Source organism: Pseudomonas sp. H3_D04, assembly GCF_054669175.1.
Genome location: NZ_CP162801.1, coordinates 5,653,377 through 5,679,071 on the forward strand (window position 1 = coordinate 5,653,377; position 25,695 = coordinate 5,679,071).

Annotated in this window: 8 protein-coding genes; 2 read left to right on the forward strand and 6 right to left on the reverse strand. The window is 61.7% G+C overall.

Going from position 1 to position 25,695, the window contains the following annotated elements; genetic code table 11:
- Position 1: 1 nt before the first annotated feature.
- The 5 genes from AB4N91_RS26015 to AB4N91_RS26035 form a co-directional block, all read right to left on the reverse strand.
- Positions 2-1,537 (reverse strand): MFS transporter, encoded by a 1,536-nt coding sequence (locus AB4N91_RS26015; RefSeq protein WP_010464923.1) that lies wholly within the window; start codon positions 1,535-1,537, stop codon positions 2-4.
- Positions 1,538-1,757: 220 nt separating this feature from the next.
- Entirely contained in the window at positions 1,758-2,678 is a 921-nt protein-coding gene (locus AB4N91_RS26020) for a LysR family transcriptional regulator (RefSeq protein ID WP_154913441.1), read from the reverse strand.
- Between the two features lie 437 nt (positions 2,679-3,115).
- Positions 3,116-4,483: an HlyD family type I secretion periplasmic adaptor subunit gene (locus AB4N91_RS26025; protein WP_010464925.1), complete on the reverse strand. Its 1,368-nt coding sequence runs from the start codon at positions 4,481-4,483 to the stop codon at positions 3,116-3,118.
- Positions 4,473-6,629 (reverse strand): type I secretion system permease/ATPase, encoded by a 2,157-nt coding sequence (locus AB4N91_RS26030; RefSeq protein WP_460111892.1) that lies wholly within the window; start codon positions 6,627-6,629, stop codon positions 4,473-4,475. Before AB4N91_RS26030 ends, AB4N91_RS26025 begins: the two co-directional genes overlap by 11 nt.
- Before the next feature lie 36 nt (positions 6,630-6,665).
- Positions 6,666-8,018 (reverse strand): TolC family outer membrane protein, encoded by a 1,353-nt coding sequence (locus AB4N91_RS26035; RefSeq protein WP_010464927.1) that lies wholly within the window; start codon positions 8,016-8,018, stop codon positions 6,666-6,668.
- Between the two features lie 358 nt (positions 8,019-8,376).
- Here AB4N91_RS26035 and AB4N91_RS26040 point away from each other — a divergent pair, with 358 nt between their 5' ends.
- Positions 8,377-23,118 carry a retention module-containing protein gene (locus AB4N91_RS26040; protein WP_460111893.1) on the forward strand — a complete coding sequence of 4,914 codons (14,742 nt, stop codon included), beginning with the start codon at positions 8,377-8,379 and terminating at the stop codon, positions 23,116-23,118.
- Positions 23,119-23,265: 147 nt separating this feature from the next.
- Entirely contained in the window at positions 23,266-23,604 is a 339-nt protein-coding gene (locus tag AB4N91_RS26045; RefSeq protein WP_102594831.1) for a tryptophan synthase subunit beta, read from the forward strand.
- A 137-nt stretch (positions 23,605-23,741) separates the two neighbouring features.
- Here the strand turns inward: AB4N91_RS26045 and lapD are convergent, their stop codons facing one another.
- A complete protein-coding gene (lapD, locus tag AB4N91_RS26050) occupies positions 23,742-25,688 on the reverse strand; it encodes a cyclic di-GMP receptor LapD (protein ID WP_200667390.1) in 1,947 nt (648 codons plus the stop codon).
- Positions 25,689-25,695: the final 7 nt, after the last annotated feature.

Here is a 25,695-nt window from a genome sequence, read left to right on the forward strand (position 1 = left end):
TTCATGTCGGTGCACGCGGTGGATAAATCCGCGTCGGCAGCCAGAAAATCAGCAAGATCAACGTCAGCGCGACGCCGGCCATGCACAGATAAAGATCCGATGCCGTCAGCACCACAGCCTGCTCATGCAGCCGATGGGCAAGGCCGGCGCCGTCGCTGTTGGTCAGAGGGGAGTTGCCGAGGTTGTCCACCAGCATGGTCGAATGGAAATGCAGCCGCGACGTGGTCAACGCCTCGATCACCCCGGTGGCGATCACCGCCGCCAAGCCTTTCACGGTGTTGAACCAGGCCGAGGCATACGGGCCTTCCATCGGCGTGATGCTGCCGGTCGAGAGCATCAGCAAAGGCAGCACCGCCATGGGTTGACCGAAAATTTGCAGCCATTGCAATGCGTAGAAATCGTCGCGAATCCACACCGAGGTCAGCTGCGAACCGCCGATGCATGACAGCGCCAACATGCTCAAGCCGAGCCCCAGCACCCAGCGGCAATCGACCCAACGCAGGTTGCACAGCGCCGCCACCAACGGCAGCGCGATCAACTGCGGCAGGGCCGCCAGCAGCATGATCGGCGCGGTCTGAACCGGGCGATAACCCTGAACCTGCGCCAGGTAGCTGGACGGAATAATGATCACTGCCAGCAACACGACCAACACACCGGCCAGGGCCAGCAAGGCGAAGGACAGGTTGCGGATGCCGAGCATCTGCATATTGAAAAACGGAATCGGCTGCGACCATTCATTGATCAAAAACAGTACCAACAGCAGCAACCCACCGCCGAGCAATCCACAGATCAGGCTCGACTCGAACCAGTCCAGCCGATTGCCTTGAAGGATGCCGATCACCAACATGCAGATCGCCGGAAAACCCAGCAGCAAGCCGCGCCAGTTGAATTGCTTGAAGCGCTCCAGACGCAGCGGATCCTGCGGCAAACCATAGGCCACCGCCGCCATGGCGATCAGGCACGGCGCGATGATTTGCCAGAAGGTCCATTGCCAGCCGACGTACTCGGTCCACAAACCGGCCAAAGGCGTGCCGAGCCCTGGACCGAAGGTGGCCGTCAAGGCATAACCCGCCAAGCCATAAACTTTCACATTGGCCGGTAAAAAACGCAGCGCAACGGTCATCAGCATGGGCGGAAGCGCGCCGCCGGCCAGACCTTGCAACGTACGCATCAGCAGCAGGCTTTCGTAGGTCGGAGCGAACGGGCACAACACGCCCAGCAGGGTGAAGGCGCTGATGGCGCAGAGGGTGAAGCGCCGCAGCGAGAACGTCACCGCGCACCAGGGCGCGAAGGCCATGGCGGCAACCGAGGTCGCCGTGTAACTGGCAACCAGCCAGGTGCCCTCGTCGTAGCCGATCGCCATTGCGCCGCGAATGTCAGCCAGCGCGACCTTGGTCACCATCTCATTGAGACCCGACACCAATACCGCCAGCAATACGCCCACCAGACCGATGATGATCCGCGGGCCGAAAACAGGGGGCGTAACGGCGGCTGGACTGGCCGTGGCGAGAGATGCCGTGACCGAGGGGGACGTCATTTGCTGCAGGCTCCGGGTTTGAATAACGGAGTATTTTAAGAAGTGAGGGGCCTGACGAAAATTGACTTATGGGCAGGTTATAAGTGCGCCAGACGCAGCAATGTGAAACCCCCTGCAGGAGCGAGCCTGCTCGCGATAGCGGTGGTTCAGTCAACCTCTATGTTGAATGTGATGGCCCTATCGCGAGCAGGCTCGCTCCTGCAGGGGACAGTGTTCAATTTCAGGTGGGTTGTGCGGCCAGCCAGGTTTCCTCACAGCACGCCTTGAGTGTTTCACGCAGCCAGCGATGCGCCGGATCCTTGTCGAAACGCGGGTGCCAGGCCTGGGTCAGCATCAGCGTGGGCAAGGGAACCGGCAGGGTAAACGAGCGCAGCTTCAAGCCCAGGCGCCGCACACTCAAGAGCGCTTCCTTGGGCACCGGTAAAATCAGGTTGGAATCCGGCAGCGCAAACATCGCCGCATGGAAACTCGGCGCAATCACCGCCACTCGTCGCTCCAGCCCAAGGGCATTGAGTGCTGTATCGATCGGCCCGCGAGCAATGCCGCGACGGGACATGCTGATGTGAGAGAAACCGGCGAAGCGCTCGGCCGTGATCTCTTCGTCGAACAGTGGATGGTCCTCGCGAACCAGGCCGACGAAATGAGTGGAAAACAGATTCTGCACCTTCACTTCCGGGGTCAGCGGCCGGGTGTTACTGATGCTCAGGTCGATGCGCCCTTCGCGCAGCGCTTCATCATCGCCATCGCCCTCGGGGACGTAGCGCAGCTCGCAATGCGGCGCCTGGCGGTCGAGGGTGTCAAACAGCTTGCCGCCGTAGACACCGACGAAGAAGTCATTGGCCCGGATGTTGAACCGACGACGCAACGAACCCAAGTCCACCGCATCAGCCGAGCGAAAGAGCAATGCGGCCTGCTCGACGACGTCGCGCACTTGCTCGCGGAGCTCCAACGCCTTGGGCGTCGGCACCAGACCACGACCGGCGCGCACCAGAATCGGATCGCCGATGGCCTCGCGGATTCGCGTGAGTGTTCGGCTCATGGCCGCCGGGCTGAGGTTCATCCGCCGCGCGGCACCCACCACACTGCCTTCATCGAGCAAGGCGTCTAGGGCGACCAGAAGGTTCATGTCCGGGAGTTGCATGCTGAGCACTCGTGTCTGGGCTGGATTGATTCAGACGCAATGCTAGCAAACATCCCCAATTATTGTGTTGGCTGGACCGGCCTCATCGCGAGCAGGCTCACTCCTGCAGGAGATCTTCAGTGGACGCAAATTTTGTATTCAACACAAAACCCTGTGGGTGTGAGCCTGCTCGCGATGAGGCCAGCTCAGACACTGCAAAACTCAGCGCTGCGTCCCCCAGCGTTTAACAGTCACGCGCTCCAGCGTGTCAAACACCAGGCTCTTCACCAAGAATTGAAATTTGAATACCGTTAATGAATAACGATATGGCTTTTGACTTGCGGCGTTTTTGAGACCGCCTTCGCGGGCAAGCCTCGCTCCTACATGGGATAGCGCGTTCACAAATCCCTGTAGGAGCGAGGCTTGCCCGCGAAGAGGCCATCAGCCCCAACCGAGAACTACCGCTCGTGCAGCGCTTCGGCGCGGGCCCGGATAATCGGCTTGAGCAAATAGCTGAGAACTGTCTTCTTGCCAGTAATGATATCCACCGAAGCCACCATCCCCGGGATGATCAGCAACGGCTTTTCATCTGTCCCCAGGTGACTGCGATCCGTGCGCAGTTTGATGATGTAGTACGTCGTCTTCTTGTCTTCATCGGTGATGGTGTCGGCACCGATCTGCTCAAGCCTGGCCTTCAGCCCACCGTAAATGGTGTAGTCATACGCCGTGAACTTCACCGTCGCTTCCTGGCCCGGGTGCAGGAACGCAATGTCCTGCGGGCGAATCTTCGCTTCCACCAGCAAGGTGTCGTCCAGCGGTACGATTTCCACCAGATCGCTGCCCGGCTGGATCACGCCGCCAATGGTGTTTACCAGCAACTTGTTGACGATGCCGCGCACCGGCGAAGTGACCAGCGTCCGGCTGACCCGGTCTTCCAGTGCCTTGCCGGTGGCCTGGGCCTTGTTCAGGTCGGTGCGGGCCTCGTTGAGTTGGGTCAGGGCTTCGCTGCGGAACTTGCCGCGCGTCTCGTCGATCTTGCGCTGCACTTCCTTGATTGCCGATTCGGCGCGCGGGATTGCGAGCGTTGTGGCGTCCAGTTGCCCACGGGTTTCGACCTCAGCCCGCTTGAGCCGTAAAACCTCGACCGGCGACACCGCGCCCTGAGCCACCAGCGGCTCGGACATGTTGATTTCCTGGCGCTGCAATGACAATCCATTGCGGTATTGCGCCTGCTTGGAGGTGAATTCGCGCAGCTCTTGCTGGCGCTGGATCAACTGCTCCTGCAAACCACCGATCTCATCGTGCAGTTGCTGACGACGACTGATGTACAGCGACTCTTCGCTGGCGGCCTGACCGGGAACAGCCTTGAGCACATCGGCGGGGAAGTTCAGCGGGCGGTCATCGACCTCGGCGCTCAAGCGCTCCACGCGCAGCAGCATCGACAGCCGATCGGCTTCGGTCTCGCCCACGTTGGAGGCAAACCGCGTGTCGTCCAGACGAATCAGCGGCGCACCGGCATCGACAATCTGCCCTTCGGTGACGAATAACTCGGAGACGATACCGCCCTCAAGGTTCTGGATTTTCTGGATCTTCGACGACGGAATCGCCTTGCCGTCGCCCTTGGTGACTTCGTCGATCACCGCGTAATTGGCCCAGAGCATCAGGAATATGAAAAAGCCGATGATCGCCCAGATCGTCAGCCGCACCACACGCGGGGCGTCTTCGATAAGGGCTTTATTGACCTCGGGAAGTGGCTGGCCATGCAGCGACTCGGAGCCTTTGAAGTAACGGCGGATCGAATCCTTGAAACCCGACTTAAGCAACACTGATCTGCCCCTTCTTCAACGCTTCCATCACGGCGGCTTTCGGGCCATCGGCGAGTATTTGTCCGCGGTCGATGACGATCAGGCGATCCACCAGCGACAACAATGAAGCCCGGTGCGTCACGAGCACCACGGTCTTGTTTTCAACCACCGCCGCGAGGCGTTGCTTGAGGCGTTCTTCGCCAGTGTTGTCCATGGCGCTGGTCGGTTCGTCGAGCAGCAGGATCGGCGGGTTGAGCAGCAGCGCACGGGCCAGGGCCACGTTCTGGCGCTGACCGCCGGACAGGTTCTGCCCGCGTTCGCCGACTTGCAGCTCATAGCCTTGCGGGTGCAGGCGGGCAAACTCATGCACGCCGGCCAGCTCGGCGGCTTGCAGGACCATTTCGTCTTCTACATAGCCCGCGCCCGAGACCAGGTTGTCGCGCAGGGTGCCGGCCAGCAGCTGGATGTCCTGCGCGACGTAGCCGATGTTGTGGCGCAATTCGCTGACGTCGATCTGACGAATGTCGACACCGTCCACCAACAGCGCGCCGTCGTCCGGCTGATAGAGCCCCACCAGCAGTTTGGCCAAGGAGCTTTTGCCCGAGCCGCTACGACCGATGATGCCGATCTTCTCGCCCGGCTTGATGATCAGGTTGATGTTTTTCAGCGCCGCGTTCTGTTGATTCGGGTAGGTGAAGTTCATCTGCCGGCATTCGATGGCGCCTTGCAGTACCTTGCGGCTCAGCGGGCGCTCTTCGAAGTTGCGTTCTTGCGGCAACTCCATCATCTGGTCCACCGAGACCATGGTCACCCGCGCTTGCTGGTAGCGTGTCAGCAGGCCGGACAACGAAGCCAGCGGGCTGAGCGCGCGGCCACTGAGCATGTAGCAGGCAATCAGACCGCCCATGCTCAAATTGCCGGCAATGATCTGGTACACGCCGAAGACGATCATGATCACCCCGGCCAATTGCTGGATCAGCAAGGTGATGTTCATCGCCAGGCCGGAGAGCATTTTCACCCGAAGTTCGAGGCGGCTGAGCGTGCCGATGGTCTGTTCCCACTGATACTGGCGTTCGCTTTCGGCGTTGTTGACCTTCACCGCATCGAGGCCGGCGAGGGTTTCGATCAGGCTCGACTGACGCTCGGCGCCCAAGGCCATGGTTCGTTCCATGGTCGCCACCAGCGGCTTTTGCAGCGCATAGCCGATCAGCAGGGCAATCGGGAATGCCAGCACCGGAATCCACACCAGGTGCCCGCCGAGAATGGCGATGACCATGAAGATCAGCAGCGTAAACGGTAGATCGATGAGGCTGGTCAGGGTCAGCGAGGCGAGGAAGTCGCGCAGGCTCTGAAACTCATGGATGTTCTGCGCGAAGCTACCGACCCGGGCCGGGCGGTACTTCATGGCCATGCCGACAATGCGTTCGAACAACGTCGCCGAAATGATCAGGTCAGTTTTCTTCCCGGCCAGGTCCAGGCACAGGCTGCGCAGGCTCTTGAGGATCAGGTCGAACAGATACGCCCCGGTGATGCCGATGGCCAGCACCCACAGCGTCGATTCCGCCTGGTTCGGCACCACGCGGTCGTAGACATTCATCACAAACAGCGGCGCGGCCATGGCGATGATGTTGATCAGGAAACTGGCGGCGATGGCGTCGGCGTACAGCCAGCGCGAACGCTTGAGGGTGTCGCGGAACCACGAGCGCGCGCGCGGGATCAGCGTGCCGTGATTGACGTCGAATTTGTGCTGGGGTTGGGCGAAGAACACTTTGCCGATGTAGTCGTCGGCCAGCAGTTCGCGGCTGACGAGGCTTTCGCCACCGTCGCTTTCGCTGATCAGCAGGCGGGCCTGGTCTTCACCGTGCCAGCCGAGCAGGACGGCGCTGCGGCCATCCTTGAGCAGCAGCAGCGCCGGCATCGCAATCGCCGGAATCTGCTCCAGCTTGCGCACCAGCACCCGCCCTTGCAGACCGGCGCGAGCGGCGGCGCGGGGCAACAACTCAACGCTCAGACGCTGCTTGGGCAACGGCAGGCCGGTGGTCAGCATCGCGGCGCTGGCCGGTTTCTGATGCAGGGTGCAAAGGGCTAGCAGACCATCCAGTAACGGATCGTCGTGCAGCGCGCGTGGATCATGAATGAGTTGAACTCGACTGACTTCTGATTCCACGCTCGGCACTCTTGGCTAACAGTAAAAAGGGAAGACTCAATTCATCCCGGGTAGCTGGACCCTGGGCTTCACGTCGTTCTGCACAACGGATGCCAACGGTGCGACCACTCCCTGGCTCTTGAGCAACTCGCCCATGGTCGCCTTGATTCGGTATTGAGTAAATAACTGAATGTTCTTGATCTCGGCCAGGCGACGGGAAGCGGTGAACAGTTCGTTTTCACTGTCGAGCAGGTCGAGCAGGGTGCGCTCGCCCAGGCTGAACTGCTTCTGGTACGCGGTGCGTACGCTGGTGCTGTGATCGACATATTGCTGGGCGATCGGCACCTGGGCGTTGGCGTTGTTCAAGGCATTCCAGGCCAGGCCCAGTTCTTCATTCAATACGCGCAGGGCGTTGTTGCGGATATCCAGGGCCTGGTTGGACAGGTAGGACTTGGATTCCAGATCCGCCTTGTTACTGCCGCCGGCATACAGATTGAAGCGCATGCGCAACATCGCCTGCCATTCGTTGCTGTGACCATTCTGACCGTCGAGATCGTTGTCGGCGGAGCGACCCAGTTCGGCATCGAAGCGCGGGTAAAAGGACGATTTGGCGGCATCGTACTGTTTCTCGGCCGCAGCGATGTCGGACTCGGCCGAACGCAGGATCGGGCTGTTTTCCAGCATCTGCGCCCGGGCTTCATTCAGGTTGGCCGGCAACAGCGCGAGGAAATCGGCAGGACGCTCCAGTTGATCCGGCATCTGGCCCACGGCACTGAGGAAGTTGGTCTCGGCGTCCGCCAGGTTGGTCTGTTCGGTGATCAGGTTGTTGCGGGCCTGGGCCATACGCGCTTCGGCCTGGTCGAGGTCGGCACCGCTGCCGACGCCGCGCTGGGTGCGCAACTTGATCTGGTCAAAAATACGTTCGTGGCTCTTCAGGTTGTCTGTGGCCAGGCGCACGAACTCGCGGCGGGTCAGTACATCCAGATAAACCTGAGCCACGGTCAGCGCGGTACGTTCGGACGTGCCCAACAAGGAATAAGCACGGGAATTAACGGTGGCTTGTTGACGCCCCACTTCACTGGACGTCGCAAAACCGTCAAAAACCATTTGCGACAGACGCAAACTTGACTCGCTGCGGTTCAGGGTTTCCCAGTGATTGTCACTGCCGGCCGCGCGGGTGGTGACGCTGTCAGTGCCTTCGCGACCATAACCGCCCAGCAGATCGACCCGGGGAAGGTATCCACCTTTTGCCGCCTTTAACTGATAATCCGCGGCCAATCGACTATTAACACCTGCCTGGATTTCCGGATGGACATCCAACGCCTGTTGCATGGCCTCCGGAAGTGACTGCGCCTGAACAAAACTGGCGGCTAGAGCGAAGGGTAGAGCCTTGAACAGGTGCAAACGCATGTTGGAATTTCCCGGAATTACTTGTCTTGAATCACTGCAGAACGTACCGCTGCATCGGATGATGACCATCGGAATGACCGTGTGTCGGAAAGTTTGAATTTGGAACTGAATCGCACTCTGCGGGGCGGGTAGTTACCTAAATATCAATGTGACATTACTGGGACGAGTGTTTAGGATGACAGCACTAAGGTCAATAGTTTGGCATATAGTTTATAGCGAAAAAGTATAGCCAATTTGTTGACGGCTAACCGCGTCAAAGTTGTGCCTCGAATACCTTGAAAGTACGTCCAGACTGAGTTGGCGAAAGCGCCATCAGGTCCATGGAAGTCAACTGAACGTGACACCCGGAGAGTCTTCAATGAGCAGTGTTGTTGCCATCGTCAAAAGCATTGTCGGTCAGGTTTTCGCGGTGTCCCCAGAGGGCATTCGCCGAGTACTCGTTGAAGGCGACCGATTGTTTGTCGGCGATCAGGTAGACACGGGCGCGGCGGGCGCCGTTACGCTGGAACTGGCTGACGGCCGCACCCTGGACCTGGGCCGCGACACTCAGTGGAGCGCCAGCGACCCGGATTCCAGCACTGACCTGTCAGAAGCCACTGCACAAGCCGCGCCATCGGTTGAAGAACTGCAACAAGCCATCGTTGCCGGTGCCGACCCGACCACTGAACTCGAAGCCACCGCAGCCGGCCCTACCGCTGCGGGCACGGGCGGTGCGGCGGGTGGCGGTCACAGCTTCGTGATGCTGGATGCAACCGCTGGCCGGGTAGACCCGACCATTGGTTTCCCGACCGCGGGCCTCAGCACTGCGGCGCAGGCGGCACAACTCACCACCGGTGGCCAGACGGCTGACACTAGCGCCAACGTACAGCGCGAATCGACCTTGAGCCTGAGCGCCACGCCGAGCATCACCGAGGCCGGTGGCGTACTGGTTTACACCGCGACCCTGACCCAGGCGCCGCTGACCGACCTGACCATCACCCTGTCCAATGGCTCCGTGATCGTGATTCAGGCCGGCCAGTTGACCGGTACCGTCAACGTCCCGCTCGCGCCGAACGACACTGTTTATAACGACTCGACCCAGATCAGCGTGACCGTCACCGGCACCACGGGTGGCAACGGCATCACCGTCACCCCGCCGACGACACCGGCCGTGACCCAGGTCACCGACACCGTCGACACCACAACGGTCACCTTGACCGCTGGCGCCAGCGTCACCGAAGGCGGCCAGATCACTTACACCGCGACATTGACCAACCCGGCGCAGACACCGGTCACCATCACCCTGTCCAACGGGTCGACGATCACCATCGATGCGGGTAAAACCACTGGCACCGTCGACGTGTCGACTCCAGCCAACGACGTCTACAACAACGGCAGCACGGTCACCACCACGATTACCGGCGCCACCGGCGGCAATTTTGAGAACCTGGTGCCAAACCCGGCTCCGGCCGTGACCACCATTACCGACTCGCCGGACACCACCACCCTCACACTGACGGCGGGTTCGACGGTCACCGAAGGCGGCCAGATCACCTACACCGCCACACTGAACAACCCGGCTCAAACGCCGGTGACTGTCACCCTGTCCAACGGCTCGACCATCACCATCGAAGCCGGCAAAACCACCGGCACCGTGAACGTCGACACTGCGGCCAATGACGTTTATCAGAACGGCAGCACCGTCAGCGCCACGATCACTGGCGCTACCGGCGGCAACTTCGAAAACCTGGTGCCGAGTACTACACCTGCGGTCACCACCGTTACCGACTCGGTCGACAACACCGGCCTGAGCCTCACCGCCACCGGCACCGTGGTCGAAGGCGGCCAGATCACTTACACCGCAACCCTGACCAACCCGGCCGGCACGCCGATGACTGTGACCTTGAGCAATGGCTCGGTCATCTCCATCGAAGCGGGCAAGACCACCGGCAGCGTGACCGTCGATACCGCGGACAATGACGTTTACAACAACGGCAGCACCGTCAGCACCACCATCACCGGGACCACCGGCGGCAATTTCGAACAACTGACTCCGAGCACCACGCCAGCGGTCACCACCATTACTGACTCGGTCGACAACACCGGCCTGAGCCTCACCGCCACCGGCACCGTGGTCGAAGGCGGCCAGATCACTTACACCGCGACCCTGACCAACCCGGCCGGCACGCCGATGACCGTGACCTTGAGCAATGGCTCGGTCATCACCATCGAAGCGGGCAAGACCACCGGCAGCGTGACCGTCGATACCGCGGACAATGACGTTTACAACAACGGCAGCACCGTCAGCACCACCATCACCGGGACCACCGGCGGCAATTTCGAGCAACTGACTCCGAGCACCGAGCCGGCGCTGACCGCCATTACCGACTCGAAGGACGACACCGGCCTGAGCCTGTCGGCGTCCACCGAAGTGGCTGAGGGTGGTCAGATTCTGTACACCGCGACCCTGACCAATGCGGCTGGCACGCCGGTCACCGTCACCCTTTCGAACGGCGCGGTGATCACCATCGCGGCGGGTGCCACCACTGGCAGCGTGAGCGTCCCGGCGCCTGCAGATGACGTTTACAAAGACGCCGGTAAAGTCGAAGCGACCATCAAGGACGCCACTGGCGGCAACTTCGAAAACCTGGTGCCGAGCACTGTTCCGGCAGTCACTGACATTACCGATACCCTCGATACCTCGACCGTCAGCCTGACCGCGACTTCGTCCGTGGCTGAAGGCGGCACCGTGGTTTACACCGCATCCGTCACCGCGCCAGTGACCGGCTCGCCAGTTGTCGTGAACTTGTCCAACGGCCAGACCATCACCATCCCGGTTGGCGCAAGTTCGGGTAGCGTGAATTTTGTTGCACCAAACGATGCCTTGGCGGGCGGCAGCTCGCTGAGCGTCAAGATTGATGATGCCAAGGGCGGCAATTACGAGAAGCTGGACGTCGACGGCAAGTCGGCTGACACCTCGGTCACCGACTCGGCGGACACCACCACTCTGAGCCTGACAGCAACCGATTCGGTCGCTGAAGGCGGTTCGATCGTCTACACCGCGAACCTGACCAACGCGGCCGGCACGCCGGTCACCGTCACCCTTTCGAACGGCGCGGTGATCACCATTGCAGCCGGCGCCACCAGCGGCTCCGTGACCGTCAAGGCGCCAGCCGATGACGTTTACAAAGACGCGGGCAAAGTCGAAGCAACCATCAAGGACGCTACTGGCGGTAACTTCGAAAACCTGGTCAAGGACCCGGCCGCAGCGGTGACCAGCGTCACCGACACCGTCGATACCTCGACCGTCAGCCTCACTGCGACTTCGTCCGTGGCCGAAGGCGGCACCGTGGTGTACACCGCGTCCGTGACTGCGCCAGTGACCGGCTCGCCAGTTGTCGTGAGCTTGTCCAACGGCCAGACCATCACCATCCCGGTTGGCGCAAGTTCGGGTAGCGTGAATTTTGTTGCACCAAACGATGCCCTGGCGGGCGGCAACTCGCTGAGCGTCAAAATCGACGACGCCAAGGGCGGTAACTACGAGAAGCTCAACGTCGATGGCAAGTCGGCCGACACCTCGGTCACCGACTCGGCGGACACCACCACTCTGAGCCTGACAGCAACCGATTCGGTCGCTGAAGGCGGTTCGATCGTATACACCGCCAACCTGACCAACGCGGCTGGCACACCAGTCACCGTAAACCTGTCGAACGGCGCGGTGATCACCATCGCCGCCGGTGCCACCAGCGGCTCCGTGACCGTCAAGGCGCCGGCCGATGACGTCTACAAAGACGCGGGCAAAGTCGAAGCAACCATCAAGGACGCCACTGGCGGCAACTTCGAAAACCTGGTCAAGGACCCGGCCGCAGCGGTGACCAGCGTCACCGACACTGTCGACACCTCGACCGTCAGCCTCACTGCGACTTCGTCCGTGGCCGAAGGCGGCACCGTGGTTTACACCGCGTCCGTCACCGCGCCAGTGACCGGTTCGCCGGTTGTCGTGAGCTTGTCCAACGGCCAGACCATCACCATTCCGGTCGGCTCGAGCAGCGCCAGCGTGAACTACGTTGCGCCAAACGATGCCCTGGCGGGCGGCAGCTCGCTGAGCGTCAAGATTGATGATGCGAAGGGCGGCAATTACGAGAAGCTGGACGTCGATGGCAAGTCGGCGGACACCTCGGTCACCGACTCGGCGGACACCACCACGCTGAGCCTGACAGCAACCGATTCAGTCGCTGAAGGCGGTTCGATCGTCTACACCGCGAACCTGACCAACGCGGCTGGCACACCAGTCATCGTAAACCTGTCGAACGGCGCGGTGATCACCATCGCCGCTGGCGCCACCAGCGGCTCCGTGACCGTCAAGGCACCGGCCGATGACGTCTACAAAGACGCCGGCAAGGTCGAAGTCACCATCAAGGACGCCACTGGCGGCAACTTTGAGAACCTGGTGAAAAACCCAGCGGCAGCGGTCACCGATGTGACCGACACCGTCGACACCTCGACCGTCAGCCTCACTGCGACTTCTTCCGTCGCCGAAGGCGGCACCGTGGTGTACACCGCGTCCGTCACCGCGCCAGTGACCGGCTCGCCAGTTGTCGTGAGCTTGTCCAACGGCCAGACCATCACCATTCCGGTCGGTTCGAGCAGCGCCAGCGTGAACTACGTTGCGCCGAACGATGCCCTCGCCGGCGGCGGCTCGCTGAGCGTCAAAATCGACGACGCCAAGGGCGGTAACTACGAGAAGCTGGACGTCGACGGCAAGTCGGCCGACACCTCGGTCACCGACTCGGCGGACACCACCACGCTGAGCCTGACAGCAACCGATTCGGTCGCTGAAGGCGGTTCGATCGTCTACACCGCCAACCTGACCAACGCGGCTGGCACACCAGTCACCGTCACCCTGAGCAACGGCGCAGTGATCACCATTGCAGCCGGCGCCACCAGCGGCTCCGTGACCGTCAAGGCTCCGGCCGATGACGTTTACAAAGACGCCGGCAAAGTCGAAGCGACCATCAAGGATGCCACTGGCGGCAACTTCGAAAACCTGGTCAAGGACCTGGCCGCAGCGGTGACCAGCGTCACCGACACCCTCGACACGTCGACCGTCACGCTGACCGCAACGAGCGCCGTGGCTGAAGGCGGCACCGTGGTGTACACCGCCTCGGTCGGCGCACCTGTCACCGGCTCGCCTGTGATCGTGACGCTGGCCAACGGTCAGACCATCACCATAGCGGTCGGCGCCAGCAGCGGCACCGTCAACGCCGTGGTCTCGAATGATGTGCTGAGCGGCCACGCGCCGGTGAGTAATTCGATCACCAACGTCAGTGGCGGCAACTACGAAAACCTGGTCGCCGATAAAACCCCGGTCAGCACCAGCGTGACCGACACCGTCGACACCACCACCCTGTCGCTGACTGCCACCGGCAACGTCAACGAGGGGGGGTCGATCGTTTACACCGCGAGCCTGACTAATCCGGCCGGCACTCCGGTCACCGTGACCCTGAGCAACGGTGCCGTGATCACCATTGCGGCTGGTAAAACCACTGGCACCGTGACCGTCGACGCGCCGAAAGACGACGTCTACAAAGACGCTGGCAAACTCGAAGTCACCATCAAGGACGCCGCTGGCGGCAACTTTGAGAACCTGGTCACCAGCCCGAATCCGGCCGTGACCAACGTCGCCGACACCACTAACACCACACAACTGACCCTCAGCGCTGACAAGTCTGCGCTCGAAGGTTCGCACATCACGTACACCGCGACCCTGACCAACGCCGCGCAAACCCCGGTGACCGTCAAGCTGAGCAACGGCGAGACCATCACCATCGCAGCCGGCAAGACCAGCGGTTCGGTCACCATCGCGGCGCCGAGCGACGACGTCTACAAGGATGCCGGCAAGCTCACCGTCAAGATGACGGACGCCAGCGGTGGCAACTTCGAAAAACTCGACGTCAGCAAGACGTCAGTGAGCACCACCGTCAAAGACACGGTGGACACGACGTCCCTGTCCCTGTCGGCCAGCCACACCGTGAGCGAAGGTGGCCAGATCACCTACACCGCCTCCCTGAGCAACCCGACGGACACGGCGATGACCGTGAAGTTGAGCAACGGCGCAGTGATCAACATCGCCGCCGGCGCCACCACCGGGTCGGTGAACTTCGCCGCACCGGCCAATACGCCGTACATCGACGGCGGCAAAGTCCAGGCAACGATTGCCAGCCACAACGGCGGCAACTTCGAAAAAGTCGTCACCAGCTCTTCGCCAGCGGTCACCACCGTCACCGATTCGACCGACACCACCGGCCTGAGCCTGAGCGCCACCGGTACGGTCGCCGAGGGTGGTTCGATCGTCTACACCGCGACCCTGACCAATGCCGCTGGCACTGCAATGACCGTGACGTTGAGCAACGGCGCAGTCATCAACATCGCCAAGGGCGCCACCAGCGGTTCGGTGAACTTCGCCGCCCCCAAGGATGACGTCTACAAAGACGCTGGAAAAGTCGACGCCAGCATCACCAAGACCACCGGTGGCAACTTCGAAAACCTGGTGGCCGACAAGACGCCAGCAGTCACCGACGTAACCGACACCATCAACAACAGCACCGTCTCCCTGACCGCCACGGCCAGCACGGTCGAAGGCGGCACCGTGGTTTACACCGCGTCGGTCAATGCGCCAGTGACCGGTTCGCCGGTGGTAGTGGCGTTGTCCAACGGCCAGTTCATCACCATTCCGGTCGGCGCGAGTTCGGGTAGCGTGAATTTTGTTGCACCGAACGACGCCTTGGCTGGCGGCGGTTCTCTGAGCGTGAAAATCGATGGCACCACCGGCGGCAACTACGAAAACCTGGTGGCGAATCAAACCCCGGCGGTGACTTCGGTGACCGACGTCAAAGACACCACCACCCTGAGCCTGAGCGCTTCGGATTCGGTGGCTGAGGGCGGTTCGATCGTCTACACCGCGACGTTGACCCATGCTGCCGGTACCCCGGTCACCGTGAACCTGAGCAACGGTGCGGTGATCACCATCGCGGCCGGCGCGACGGTCGGCTCCGTGACGGTCAAGGCACCAGCCGATGACGTCTACAAAGACGCCGGGAAAGTCGAAGCGACCATCAAAGACGCGACTGGTGGCAACTTCGAGAACCTGGTGCCAAGCACTGTTCCGGCAGTGACTGACGTTACCGACACCCTCGATACCTCGACCGTCAGCTTGACGGCCAACAGCAGCGTGGCGGAAGGCGGGACCGTGGTTTACACCGCGTCCGTTACCGCTCCGGTGACCGGCTCGCCGGTTGTCGTGACCTTGTCCAACGGCCAGACCATCACCATTCCGGTCGGCTCGAGCAGCGCCAGTGTGGACTTCATAACGCCAAACGACGCATTGGCGGGCGGTGGTTCTCTGAGCGTGAAAATCGACGACGCGAAGGGTGGCAACTACGAGAAGCTGGACATCGACGGCAAGTCGGCAGACACCTCGATTACTGATTCCGCAGACACCACCACCGTCAGCCTGAGCGCTACCGACTCGGTCGCGGAAGGCGGTTCGATTGTCTATACCGCGACGTTGACCAATGCTGCCGGCACCCCGGTCACTGTGAACCTGTCGAACGGTGCCGTGATCACCATCGCGGCCGGCGCGACGGTCGGCTCCGTGACGGTCAAGGCACCAGCCGATGACGTCTACAAAGATGCCGGAAAAGTCGAAGCGACCATCAAAGACGCGACTGGCGGCAACTTCGAAAACCTGGTCACCAGCCCGGGAGCGGCGGTTACTGAAGTCACTGACACGATCAATACGTCGACCGTCAGCCTGACCGCAACTTCCTCTGTCGCCGAAGGCGGCAACGTGGTCTACACCGCTTCCGTCACCGCGCCGGTCACCGGTTCGCCGGTCGTCGTGACCTTGTCCAATGGCGAAAAAATCACCATTGCGGTCGGCGAAAGTAACGCCTCGATCACCGTCAAAGCGCCGAACGATGCCTTGGTCGGCCACGAGCCGCTGACCAACGCCATCAAGGATGTGACGGGGGGCAATTACGAGAGCCTGGTCGCCGACAAGACCCCGACCTCGACCGCCATCAGTGACACCCTGGACACCACCAAAGTGACCATGACCGCCAGCGACTACGTGGTCGAGGGCGGCACCATTACGTACACCGTCAACCTCAGCAATGCCGCCGGCACCGACATGACGGTCAAACTGAGCAACGGCGAGAGCGTCTTGATCAAGGCCGGCGACAAGTCGGGCCTCATCACCGTTCCGGCGCCGAGCGATGACGTCTACAAGGACGGCAGCAAAATCACCGTTGGCATCGCCAGCACCGACGGCGGCAATTTCGAAAAACTCGACGTCAGCAAAACCACGCACACCACCACCGTCAACGACACCGTGGATACCACCACGCTCAAGCTCAGTGCCGATGTGAGCACCGTCGGCGAAGGTGGTCAGATCAACTACACCGCCACGTTGAGCCATCCTGCCGACACGGCCATGACCGTGACCCTGAATAACGGTCTGGTGATCAACATCAAGGCCGGCGAGTCCAGCGGTTCGGCGCCGTACACCGTGCCAAATGACGTCTACACCGGCGCCTCGCCTGTTCGGGCAGCGATTGCAGAGAGCACGGGCGGCAACTTCGAAAAACTCGACACCGACCGCTCCGCCGTCGTCACCAAAGTGACCGACAGCGCGGACGCCACGACGTTGAGCTTGAGCGCTACTGATTCGGTCGCTGAAGGCGGTTCGATCGTCTACACCGCCAACCTGACCAACGCGGCTGGCACGCCGGTCACCGTGAACCTGAGCAACGGCGCCGTGATCACCATCGCCGCCGGAGCCACCAGCGGCTCCGTGACCGTCAAGGCGCCGGCCGATGACGTCTACAAAGACGCTGGTAAAGTCGAAGCGACCATCAAGGACGCCACTGGCGGCAACTTTGAGAACTTGGTTAAAGACCCAGCGGCAGCGGTCACCGATGTGACCGACACCGTCGATACCTCGACCGTCAGCCTGACCGCGACTTCGTCCGTGGCCGAAGGCGGCACCGTGGTGTACACCGCGTCCGTGACTGCGCCAGTGACCGGTTCGCCGGTCGTCGTGAGCTTGTCCAACGGCCAGACCATCACCATTCCGGTCGGCTCGAGCAGCGCCAGCGTGAACTACGTTGCGCCGAACGATGCCTTGGCCGGTGGCAGCTCGCTGAGCGTCAAGATTGATGATGCCAAGGGCGGCAATTACGAGAAGCTGGACGTCGACGGCAAGTCGGCCGACACCTCGGTCACCGACTCGGCCGACACCACCACGCTTAGCCTGACAGCAACCGACTCGGTCGCTGAGGGCGGTTCGATCGTCTACACCGCGAACCTGACCAACGCGGCAGGCACACCAGTCACCGTAAACCTGTCGAACGGCGCGGTGATCACCATCGCCGCCAACGCCACCAGCGGCTCCGTGACCGTCAAGGCGCCAGCCGATGACGTTTACAAAGACGCCGGCAAAGTCGAAGCGACTATCAAGGATGCCACCGGCGGCAACTTCGAAAACCTGGTCAAGGACCCGGCGGCAGCGGTAACTGATGTGACCGACACCGTCGACACCTCGACCGTCAGCCTGACTGCGACTTCTTCCGTCGCCGAAGGCGGCACCGTGGTTTACACCGCGTCCGTCACCGCGCCAGTGACCGGTTCACCAGTAGTGGTGACCCTCTCCAACAACCAGACCATCACCATCCCGGTTGGCGCAAGTTCGGGTAGCGTGAATTTTGTTGCACCAAACGATGCCCTGGCGGGCGGCGGCTCGCTGAGCGTCAAGATTGATGATGCGAAGGGCGGCAATTACGAGAAGCTGGACGTCGATGGCAAGTCGGCTGACACCTCGGTCACCGACTCGGCGGACACCACCACGCTGAGCCTGACAGCAACCGATTCGGTCGCTGAAGGCGGTTCGATCGTCTACACCGCCAACCTGACCAACGCGGCTGGCACACCAGTCACCGTCACCCTGAGCAACGGCGCCGTGATCACCATCGCCGCCAACGCCACCAGCGGCTCCGTGACCGTCAAGGCGCCAGCCGATGACGTCTACAAAGACGCCGGCAAAGTCGAAGCGACCATCAAGGACGCCACTGGCGGCAACTTTGAAAACCTGGTGAAAGACCCGGCGGCAGCGGTAACTGATGTGACCGACACCGTCGACACCTCGACTGTCAGCCTGACCGCGACGTCCACTGTGGCTGAAGGCGGCACCGTGGTGTACACCGCGTCCGTGACTGCGCCAGTGACCGGTTCCCCGGTTGTCGTGACCCTCTCCAACAACCAGACCATCACCATTCCGGTCGGCTCGAGCAGCGCCAGCGTGAACTACGTTGCGCCAAACGATGCCCTGGCCGGCGGCAGTTCCCTGAGCGTCAAGATCGACGACGCCAAGGGCGGTAACTACGAGAAGCTCGACGTCGATGGCAAGTCGGCGGACACCTCGGTCACCGACTCGGCGGACACCACCACACTCAGCCTGACAGCAACCGATTCGGTCGCTGAAGGCGGCTCGATCGTCTACACCGCGAACCTGACCAACGCGGCTGGCACGCCGGTCACCGTCACCCTGAGCAACGGCGCAGTGATCACCATTGCAGCCGGCGCCACCAGCGGCTCCGTGACCGTCAAGGCTCCGGCCGATGACGTTTACAAAGACGCCGGCAAAGTCGAAGCGACCATCAAGGATGCCACTGGCGGCAACTTCGAAAACCTGGTCAAGGACCCGGCCGCAGCGGTGACCAACGTCACCGACACGATCGATACCTCGACCGTCAGCCTGACCGCGACTTCGTCCGTGGCCGAAGGCGGCACCGTGGTTTACACCGCATCCGTCTCTGCACCAGTGACCGGTTCGCCAGTAGTGGTGACCCTCTCCAACAACCAGACCATCACCATTCCGGTCGGCGCGAGCAGCGCCAGTGTGAACTTCATCGCACCGAACGATGCCTTGGCCGGTGGCGGCTCCCTGAGCGTCAAGATCGACGACGCCAAGGGCGGCAATTACGAGAAGCTGGACGTCGATGGCAAGTCGGCCGACACCTCGGTCACCGACTCGGCCGACACCACCACGCTTAGCCTGACAGCAACCGACTCGGTCGCTGAAGGCGGTTCGATCGTCTACACAGCGAACCTGACCCATGCCGCCGGCACTCCGGTCACCGTGACATTGAGCAACGGCGCAGTGATCACCATCGCCGCCAACGCCACCAGCGGCTCCGTGACCGTCAAGGCGCCGGCCGACGACGTCTACAAAGACGCGGGCACGGTCCAGGCGACCATCAGCAACGCCACCGGTGGTAATTTCGAGAACCTGGTCAAAAGCCCGGCGGCGGCCGTCACCAACGTCACCGACACCCTCGACCGGACCGAAGTCAGCATCACCGGCAGCACCTCGGTGACTGAGGGCCAGACCGCCAGTTACACCGTCAGCCTGACGAGCCCGGCGCAGACCGAAGTCACCCTGAAGATCACCTACAGCGGCACCGCCGCCGACGGTTCGGACTTCACCGGCGTGTACACCGTGAAAATTCCGGCGGGTGCCAGCACGGCGAATTTCAATGTTGCGACCTTGGACAACAGGATCACCGAGGGCACCGAAAACTTCGTGGTCAAGATCGACTCGGCCACCGGCGGCAACTTCGAGAACCTGGCGATCAGCGCGTCCAACGGCAGCATCAGCACTTCGATCATCGACAACGATGCGCCGCCCGTGCTCGACCTGGACGCCAACAACTCCAGCGGCGCCACCGGGGCCAACTACAACGTGACCTTCACCGAAGGCACCACGGGCCAAGGTGTATCGATCGGCGACACCGACCTGAAAATCACCGACCCGGACAGCACCCTGCTGACCGGCGCGACCATCGTGCTGACCAACCGTCAACCGGGCGACGCGCTGAACCTGGGCAACAGCGTCAACGGCATCTCCATCAATGCCAACAGCAAGGACGGCACCGTCACGCTGACGTTGTCCGGCAATGCGACGCTGGCCGACTACATGCAGCAGATCAAGAACATCAGTTTCACCAACAGCAGTGAAGACCCGAGCACCGTGCCGCGGATCATCACCGTGACGGTGACCGATGGCAGCAACTACTCCAACACTGCGACCACCACCGTCAACGTCGTGGCAGTGAACGATGCGCCAACCGCCGCGCCGGTTAACCTCACCGGCACCGAGGACACCCCGCTGATCCTCGGCTGGTCGACCTTCGGCGTCAGCGACGTCGACAGTCCGGCCGCCAGCCTCGGCGTAAAAATCACCGGCCTGCCGGGCGAAGGCAAATTGCAGTACCTGAACGGTTCGACCTGGACCGACGTGACGACCAATCAGACCCTGTCCAAGGCTGACATCGACGCGGGTAAAGTGCGCTTCCTGCCGGATGCCAACGAGTCCGGCGCCAATGGCTACGGCGGCACCGGCGTCGGCAACAATCTGGCGGACTACGCACAGATCAAGTTCCAGCCTACTGACGGCACGACGTTGGGCAACATCGGCACGATCAAGATCGACATCACGCCGGTGGCTGACGCGCCGTCCTTGAGCGTGGCGGACAACAGTGTCAAATCCACCGGGCTGATCAAGGAAGTCTGGACCGGCCTGTCGGGCCTCGGCACTGATGGCAGCGGCGCGGCGTCGAACACGCTGAAGTCGGTAATCGATGCGGCCGGCAAACCGAACAGCAGCACCACCGTGACCAACGTGCAGTCCGACGGCAGCGTGACCGCTGGCACCGCATCAAAAACGTCCGGCCTGATCTACCTTGAAGCCGGCAAGACTTACAGCTTCAGCGGCACCGGCGATGACAGCCTGCTCGTGACCATTGGCGGCAAAAACGTGGCCAGCGCGCTCTGGGGCGCGGGCGGCAACCTGAGCGGTTCGTTCACCCCGACCGCCAGCGGCTACTACACCCTGGATATCTACCACCACAACCAGAGCGGCCCGGGCAGCTATGACGTCAACCTGTCGGTCAACGGCGGCGCGGCGGTCGACCTGAGCAGCGCTGGTGTGCCGCTGTACACCGGCGTGGCAGATCTGGCCGCTTCCGGCGTGACAGTTTCCGACCTGCACGGCACCAACGGCGAAGGCTACTACGACGGCTACAAGCTCAACGAAGCGGCCGAAGGCACCAGCGTTCACCTGTCTGCGATCAAAACTGCGCTCACGGACACCGACGGCTCCGAAAGCCTGGTCGTGAAGATCAGCGGCATCCCGGCGGGCTCCGTGCTCACCGATGGCGCCGGCCACACCTTCACCGCCAGCACCTCGTCGGGTGAGGCCAACGTCACCGGCTGGAACCTCGGCTCCCTGACCGTGACCCCGCCGCCGTACTACAACGGCCAGTTCAACCTGACCGTGACCTCGACCTCCACCGAAGTTCTCGGCGGCTCTGCGGCCAGCACCGCGACAATCCCGGTCACGGTTTACCCGGCGGTCTACAACGCCGTTACAGCCACGGCGGCCGATGACACCATCACCGGCACCGACGGCAACGACATCATGGTCGCCGACATCGGCGGGCTGACCGTGGTGCCGGGCACCAACTACAACATCGCCTTTATGGTCGACAGTTCGGGCAGCATGAGCGCCTCGTCGATCAGCGCCGCCAAGGACTCGCTGACGTCGGTATTCAACACCCTCAAGCAGAGCATGGGTGGTAATTCCGGGACGGTGAACATCTTCCTTGCGGACTTCGATAACCAGGTCAACAAGTCTGTCTCGGTGAACCTGAACGATCCGAATGCACTGATCCTGCTCAAAGCGGTGCTGGATTCCATGTCGTCGGGCGGCGGCACCAACTACGAAGACGTATTCAAAACCACGGCGAACTGGTTCCAGAGTGCCGACGCCATGGCCAACACCGGGGCCAAAAACCTCACGTATTTCATCACCGATGGCAAGCCGACCTATTACCAGAGCGGTGAGCAGACCAACCCGACCCTGTTCGGCAACGTGAAGCTCGATGATGTGATCACCACCACCAATTACAAGTTGGGGCAGACCTACTCCGGTTATCTGGACAGCACTCACTACCTGAGCATCGACAACTCCGGCACCGTCACACTGCAGACGTACAAGAACTCGTGGGGCGGTTACTGGAGCAGTTCCGAACTGGGCACCATTCGCGCTGAGGGCAACGGCACTTACGAGCTGTCCTATCGCGACGGCAACGGCAGCAGCACTGGCTCCAGCGCCATCGACAACTCGACCAACGGTTTCGCGCTGCTGGACAAGGTGTCGACGGTTGAAGCCATCGGCCTGAACAAAGACGTCACCCTCAGCGACCTCAAGCCATACGACTCGGACAAGACGCCGCAAACCAACATTGATCCGAAAGACCTGGCCAACTCGATCATCGGTCACACCGAAGCGACCATGCCGGGTGCCGACACGGTCAATGGCGGCAATGGTAACGACATCCTGTTCGGCGACCTGGTGAGCTTCAACGGCATCGCCGGCGAGGGTTACCAGGCGATGCAGGCGTTCGTCGCCAAAGAAACCGGCGTGGACGTCAGCAAAGTCACCACCAGCAACGTGCACCAGTTCATCACCGAGCACTACAGCGCATTCGACGTGTCCGGCGCCCATGACGGCAACGACACGCTGTTGGGCGGTTCGGGCAATGACATTATCTTCGGCCAGGGCGGCAACGACCTGCTCGACGGCGGCAAGGGCAATGACATTCTGCTCGGCGGCTCGGGTAACGATTCGCTGATGGGCGGTCAGGGTAACGACATCCTGATTGGCGGTTCGGGTGCCGACACCTTCGTCTGGAAGGCTGGCGACACCGGCAACGACGTGATCAAGGACTTCAAGGCCAGCGAAGGTGACCGCATCGACTTGCGCGATCTGCTGCAAGGCGAAACCGGCAGCACCATCGACAACTTCCTGAAAATCAGCACCGTGGATGGCGTGTCGTCGCTGCAAGTCAGCTCCGGCGGCAAGTTCAACTCAGGCGATGCCGCGGCCGCAACGCCGGATGTGACGATCAAACTGGAAGGCAATAACTGGTCCAGCGCCAACCTGAACTCGTTGATTGCCGGCAGTGACCCGACCATCAAAGTCGATCACAACAACAGCTGATCCCACGAAAAACGGCCGCCCTTATGGGGCGGCCGTCACGTTGTGCCCATCCCCCCGGTGACGATTTCGTCGCCGCACCGCATACTCGTGCCCAGTTGGCCTATGCTGCTGACAGCATGACGCTGGTTCATTTCTGAGGGATGCTCAATGTTCTACGTGCAACGAGATGCGCAAGGTCAGTTAGTGCGCGTGGAAGCCGCGGCCTACGCCGAAGCCACGGAAACGCTGCCGGCCGACAACCATGAAATCCAGGCTTGGTACGCCAACGAAGCTGTGGAAAAAAGCCTCAAGCAGCTAAAGACGAGCGACCAGGAAATGATCCGGGTACTCGACGACTTGATCCAGGTGCTGACCAGCAAAGGCGTTATCCGCGTCACCGACCTGCCGGCCGCCGCCCAGGCCAAGCTGATGGACCGGACCCAGGCGCGTGAGGCGTTGGGTGGGTTGAGTCACTTGATTGATGATGATGAGACGGGGTTGATTTAAACCTCAGCCTTCGATGTTGGCTGTGCTGACGCCTTCGCGGGCAAGCCTCGCTCCTACAGGTTTACGCCAACGCACGACCTTGTAGGAGCGAGGCTTGCCCGCGAAGACGGACTCCCAGACGACCAAATCCTAAAGCCTCACTGCCAAGGCTTCGGCTCACCAAACAACTGCCCCTGAACCCCATACAACCCCATCTCCCGAATCACCGACAACTCCCCTTCGGTCTCCACCCGCTCGGCGATCAACGGCAAATCAATGCTATGTGCCGCTCGCTGGATCGCTTCGATAAACAGGCGCTTGTCGCTTTCCTGATCAATCGCGCGGATGTAACTACCATCGATTTTCAGGTACGCCAACCCCAGCCGCGCCAGGTTGCCGATCATGCTGAAGCGTCCGCCAAACCGTTGCAGGCTCAACGAGAACCCAAGCTCACGCAGGCGCCGTGTCAGTTCTTCCAGCATCGCTTGCTCGGGCAGTTGTTCCTCGCCGATTTCCAGGGTCAGCCGCGGTCCGAGATCGGAGTGGGCACGCAAAATCTCGAAGACTTTATTCAGCGCCTGCGGATCGGCCAACGTCGCCGAAGACAGGTTCAGCGCCAGCGATTCTTCATGCTCGGCCATCTGCTCAAGCACCAACTCCAACATCAGCCGATCCAGGCGCGCGGTCCAGCCAAAGCGCTCCAGCCACGGCAGGAAGCGTCCGGCGGGAATGGTCTGGCCCTCGTCGTCGATCAACCGCGACAGCACCTTGTAATGCAGCACCACTTGCGTGTCCTGGCTGGCCACCACCGGTTGGAAATACAACTGAAACCGCTGCTGATTCAGCGCCTGGTCCAGCAATGTATGCCAGGCGTGATGGTCATCCCCGACGCTGGCCGAGGCGCTGTGATCGAGGCATGCCCAGCTCTGTTCGCCCTGGCCTTCAGCCTGAGCCAGCGCCTGGTCGCCCAAACCCAACACCGCTTGGGGCGAGTCGCCATGAACAAACGGCGCCAGACCGATCGACGCGACCGAGGCCACATCCGTGGCACCGGTCGCATGCAGGCTGGCCAAGGCGCTGTCCAGATTCTGCGCCAGTTGCAGCGCTTCTTCGCGCACCAGCCCCGGCGCCAGCACGGCAAACTCACCGCCACGGATCCGGGTGACGAGGTTCTGTGTTTCCGGGTACTTGGCGCACTCGCGGGACAGTTGCTCGCCCACGGCCTGCAATAATTGGTCGGTGCGCTGACCGCCCAGACGCTGGTTCAAACCGGCCAGGTCCTTGACCCGCAACAGCAGCAGATAACCCGAACTCGCCTGCTCCGGATTGCTCACCCGGGCGTTCAACTGCATCTCGAAATAACGACGGTTGGCCAGGCCCGTGAGGTTGTCCTGGTAGGACTCGACCCGTAGTTTTTCACTGCGCTCGGCCTGTTCCTGAAACAGCGCCTTGAGCTTCTCGACCATCTGATTCATGGCCTGCACCACTCGGCGCAGTTCCGGTGTGCGCGGCAGTTCCGGCAGGCTGAGGAATTCGCGGCGAGCAATGGCGTGGGATTGCTTGACCATGTAATCCAGCGGCTTCAGTTGTCGACGCAGCAACAGCGCGCCCAATACCGCGCTCACCGCACCGCAAATCAGCAACCAGCCGAGGCTGCCCAACGCGCTCTGCCAAAGCTTGGCCAAGGCGAACATCGGATGGCTGACCACCTCGACCCGCGCCGCCTGTTCCCAGCCACGGCTGACCAGCGCATCGCCGCCGGCCGGTTCCAGGCCGATCATTTTGACGAACCAGTCCGGCACGTTGTTCACCGCTGGAATGCCGCTGCGCTCGACGATGGTCTGGTCAGTCTTGAGGTCGACCACGCGGATGCTCGCGTAATAGCCGCTGTCGAAGATCGAACTGACCAGCAGCTCGACCATCGCCGGGTCGTCGATGTTCGGCGTCAGGGACAGCGCCAATGCCGTCGCAGCGTCCTGGGCGTGGGAGCGCAACTGGTTGACGTACTGGGTCCGAGAGCTTTCCAGGCTGACCATGAAGCTGCCGGTGAAGGCGACCACCAGGAACAGACAGATAGCGATCAACAGCTGTTTGAACAAAGACATCTGAGCG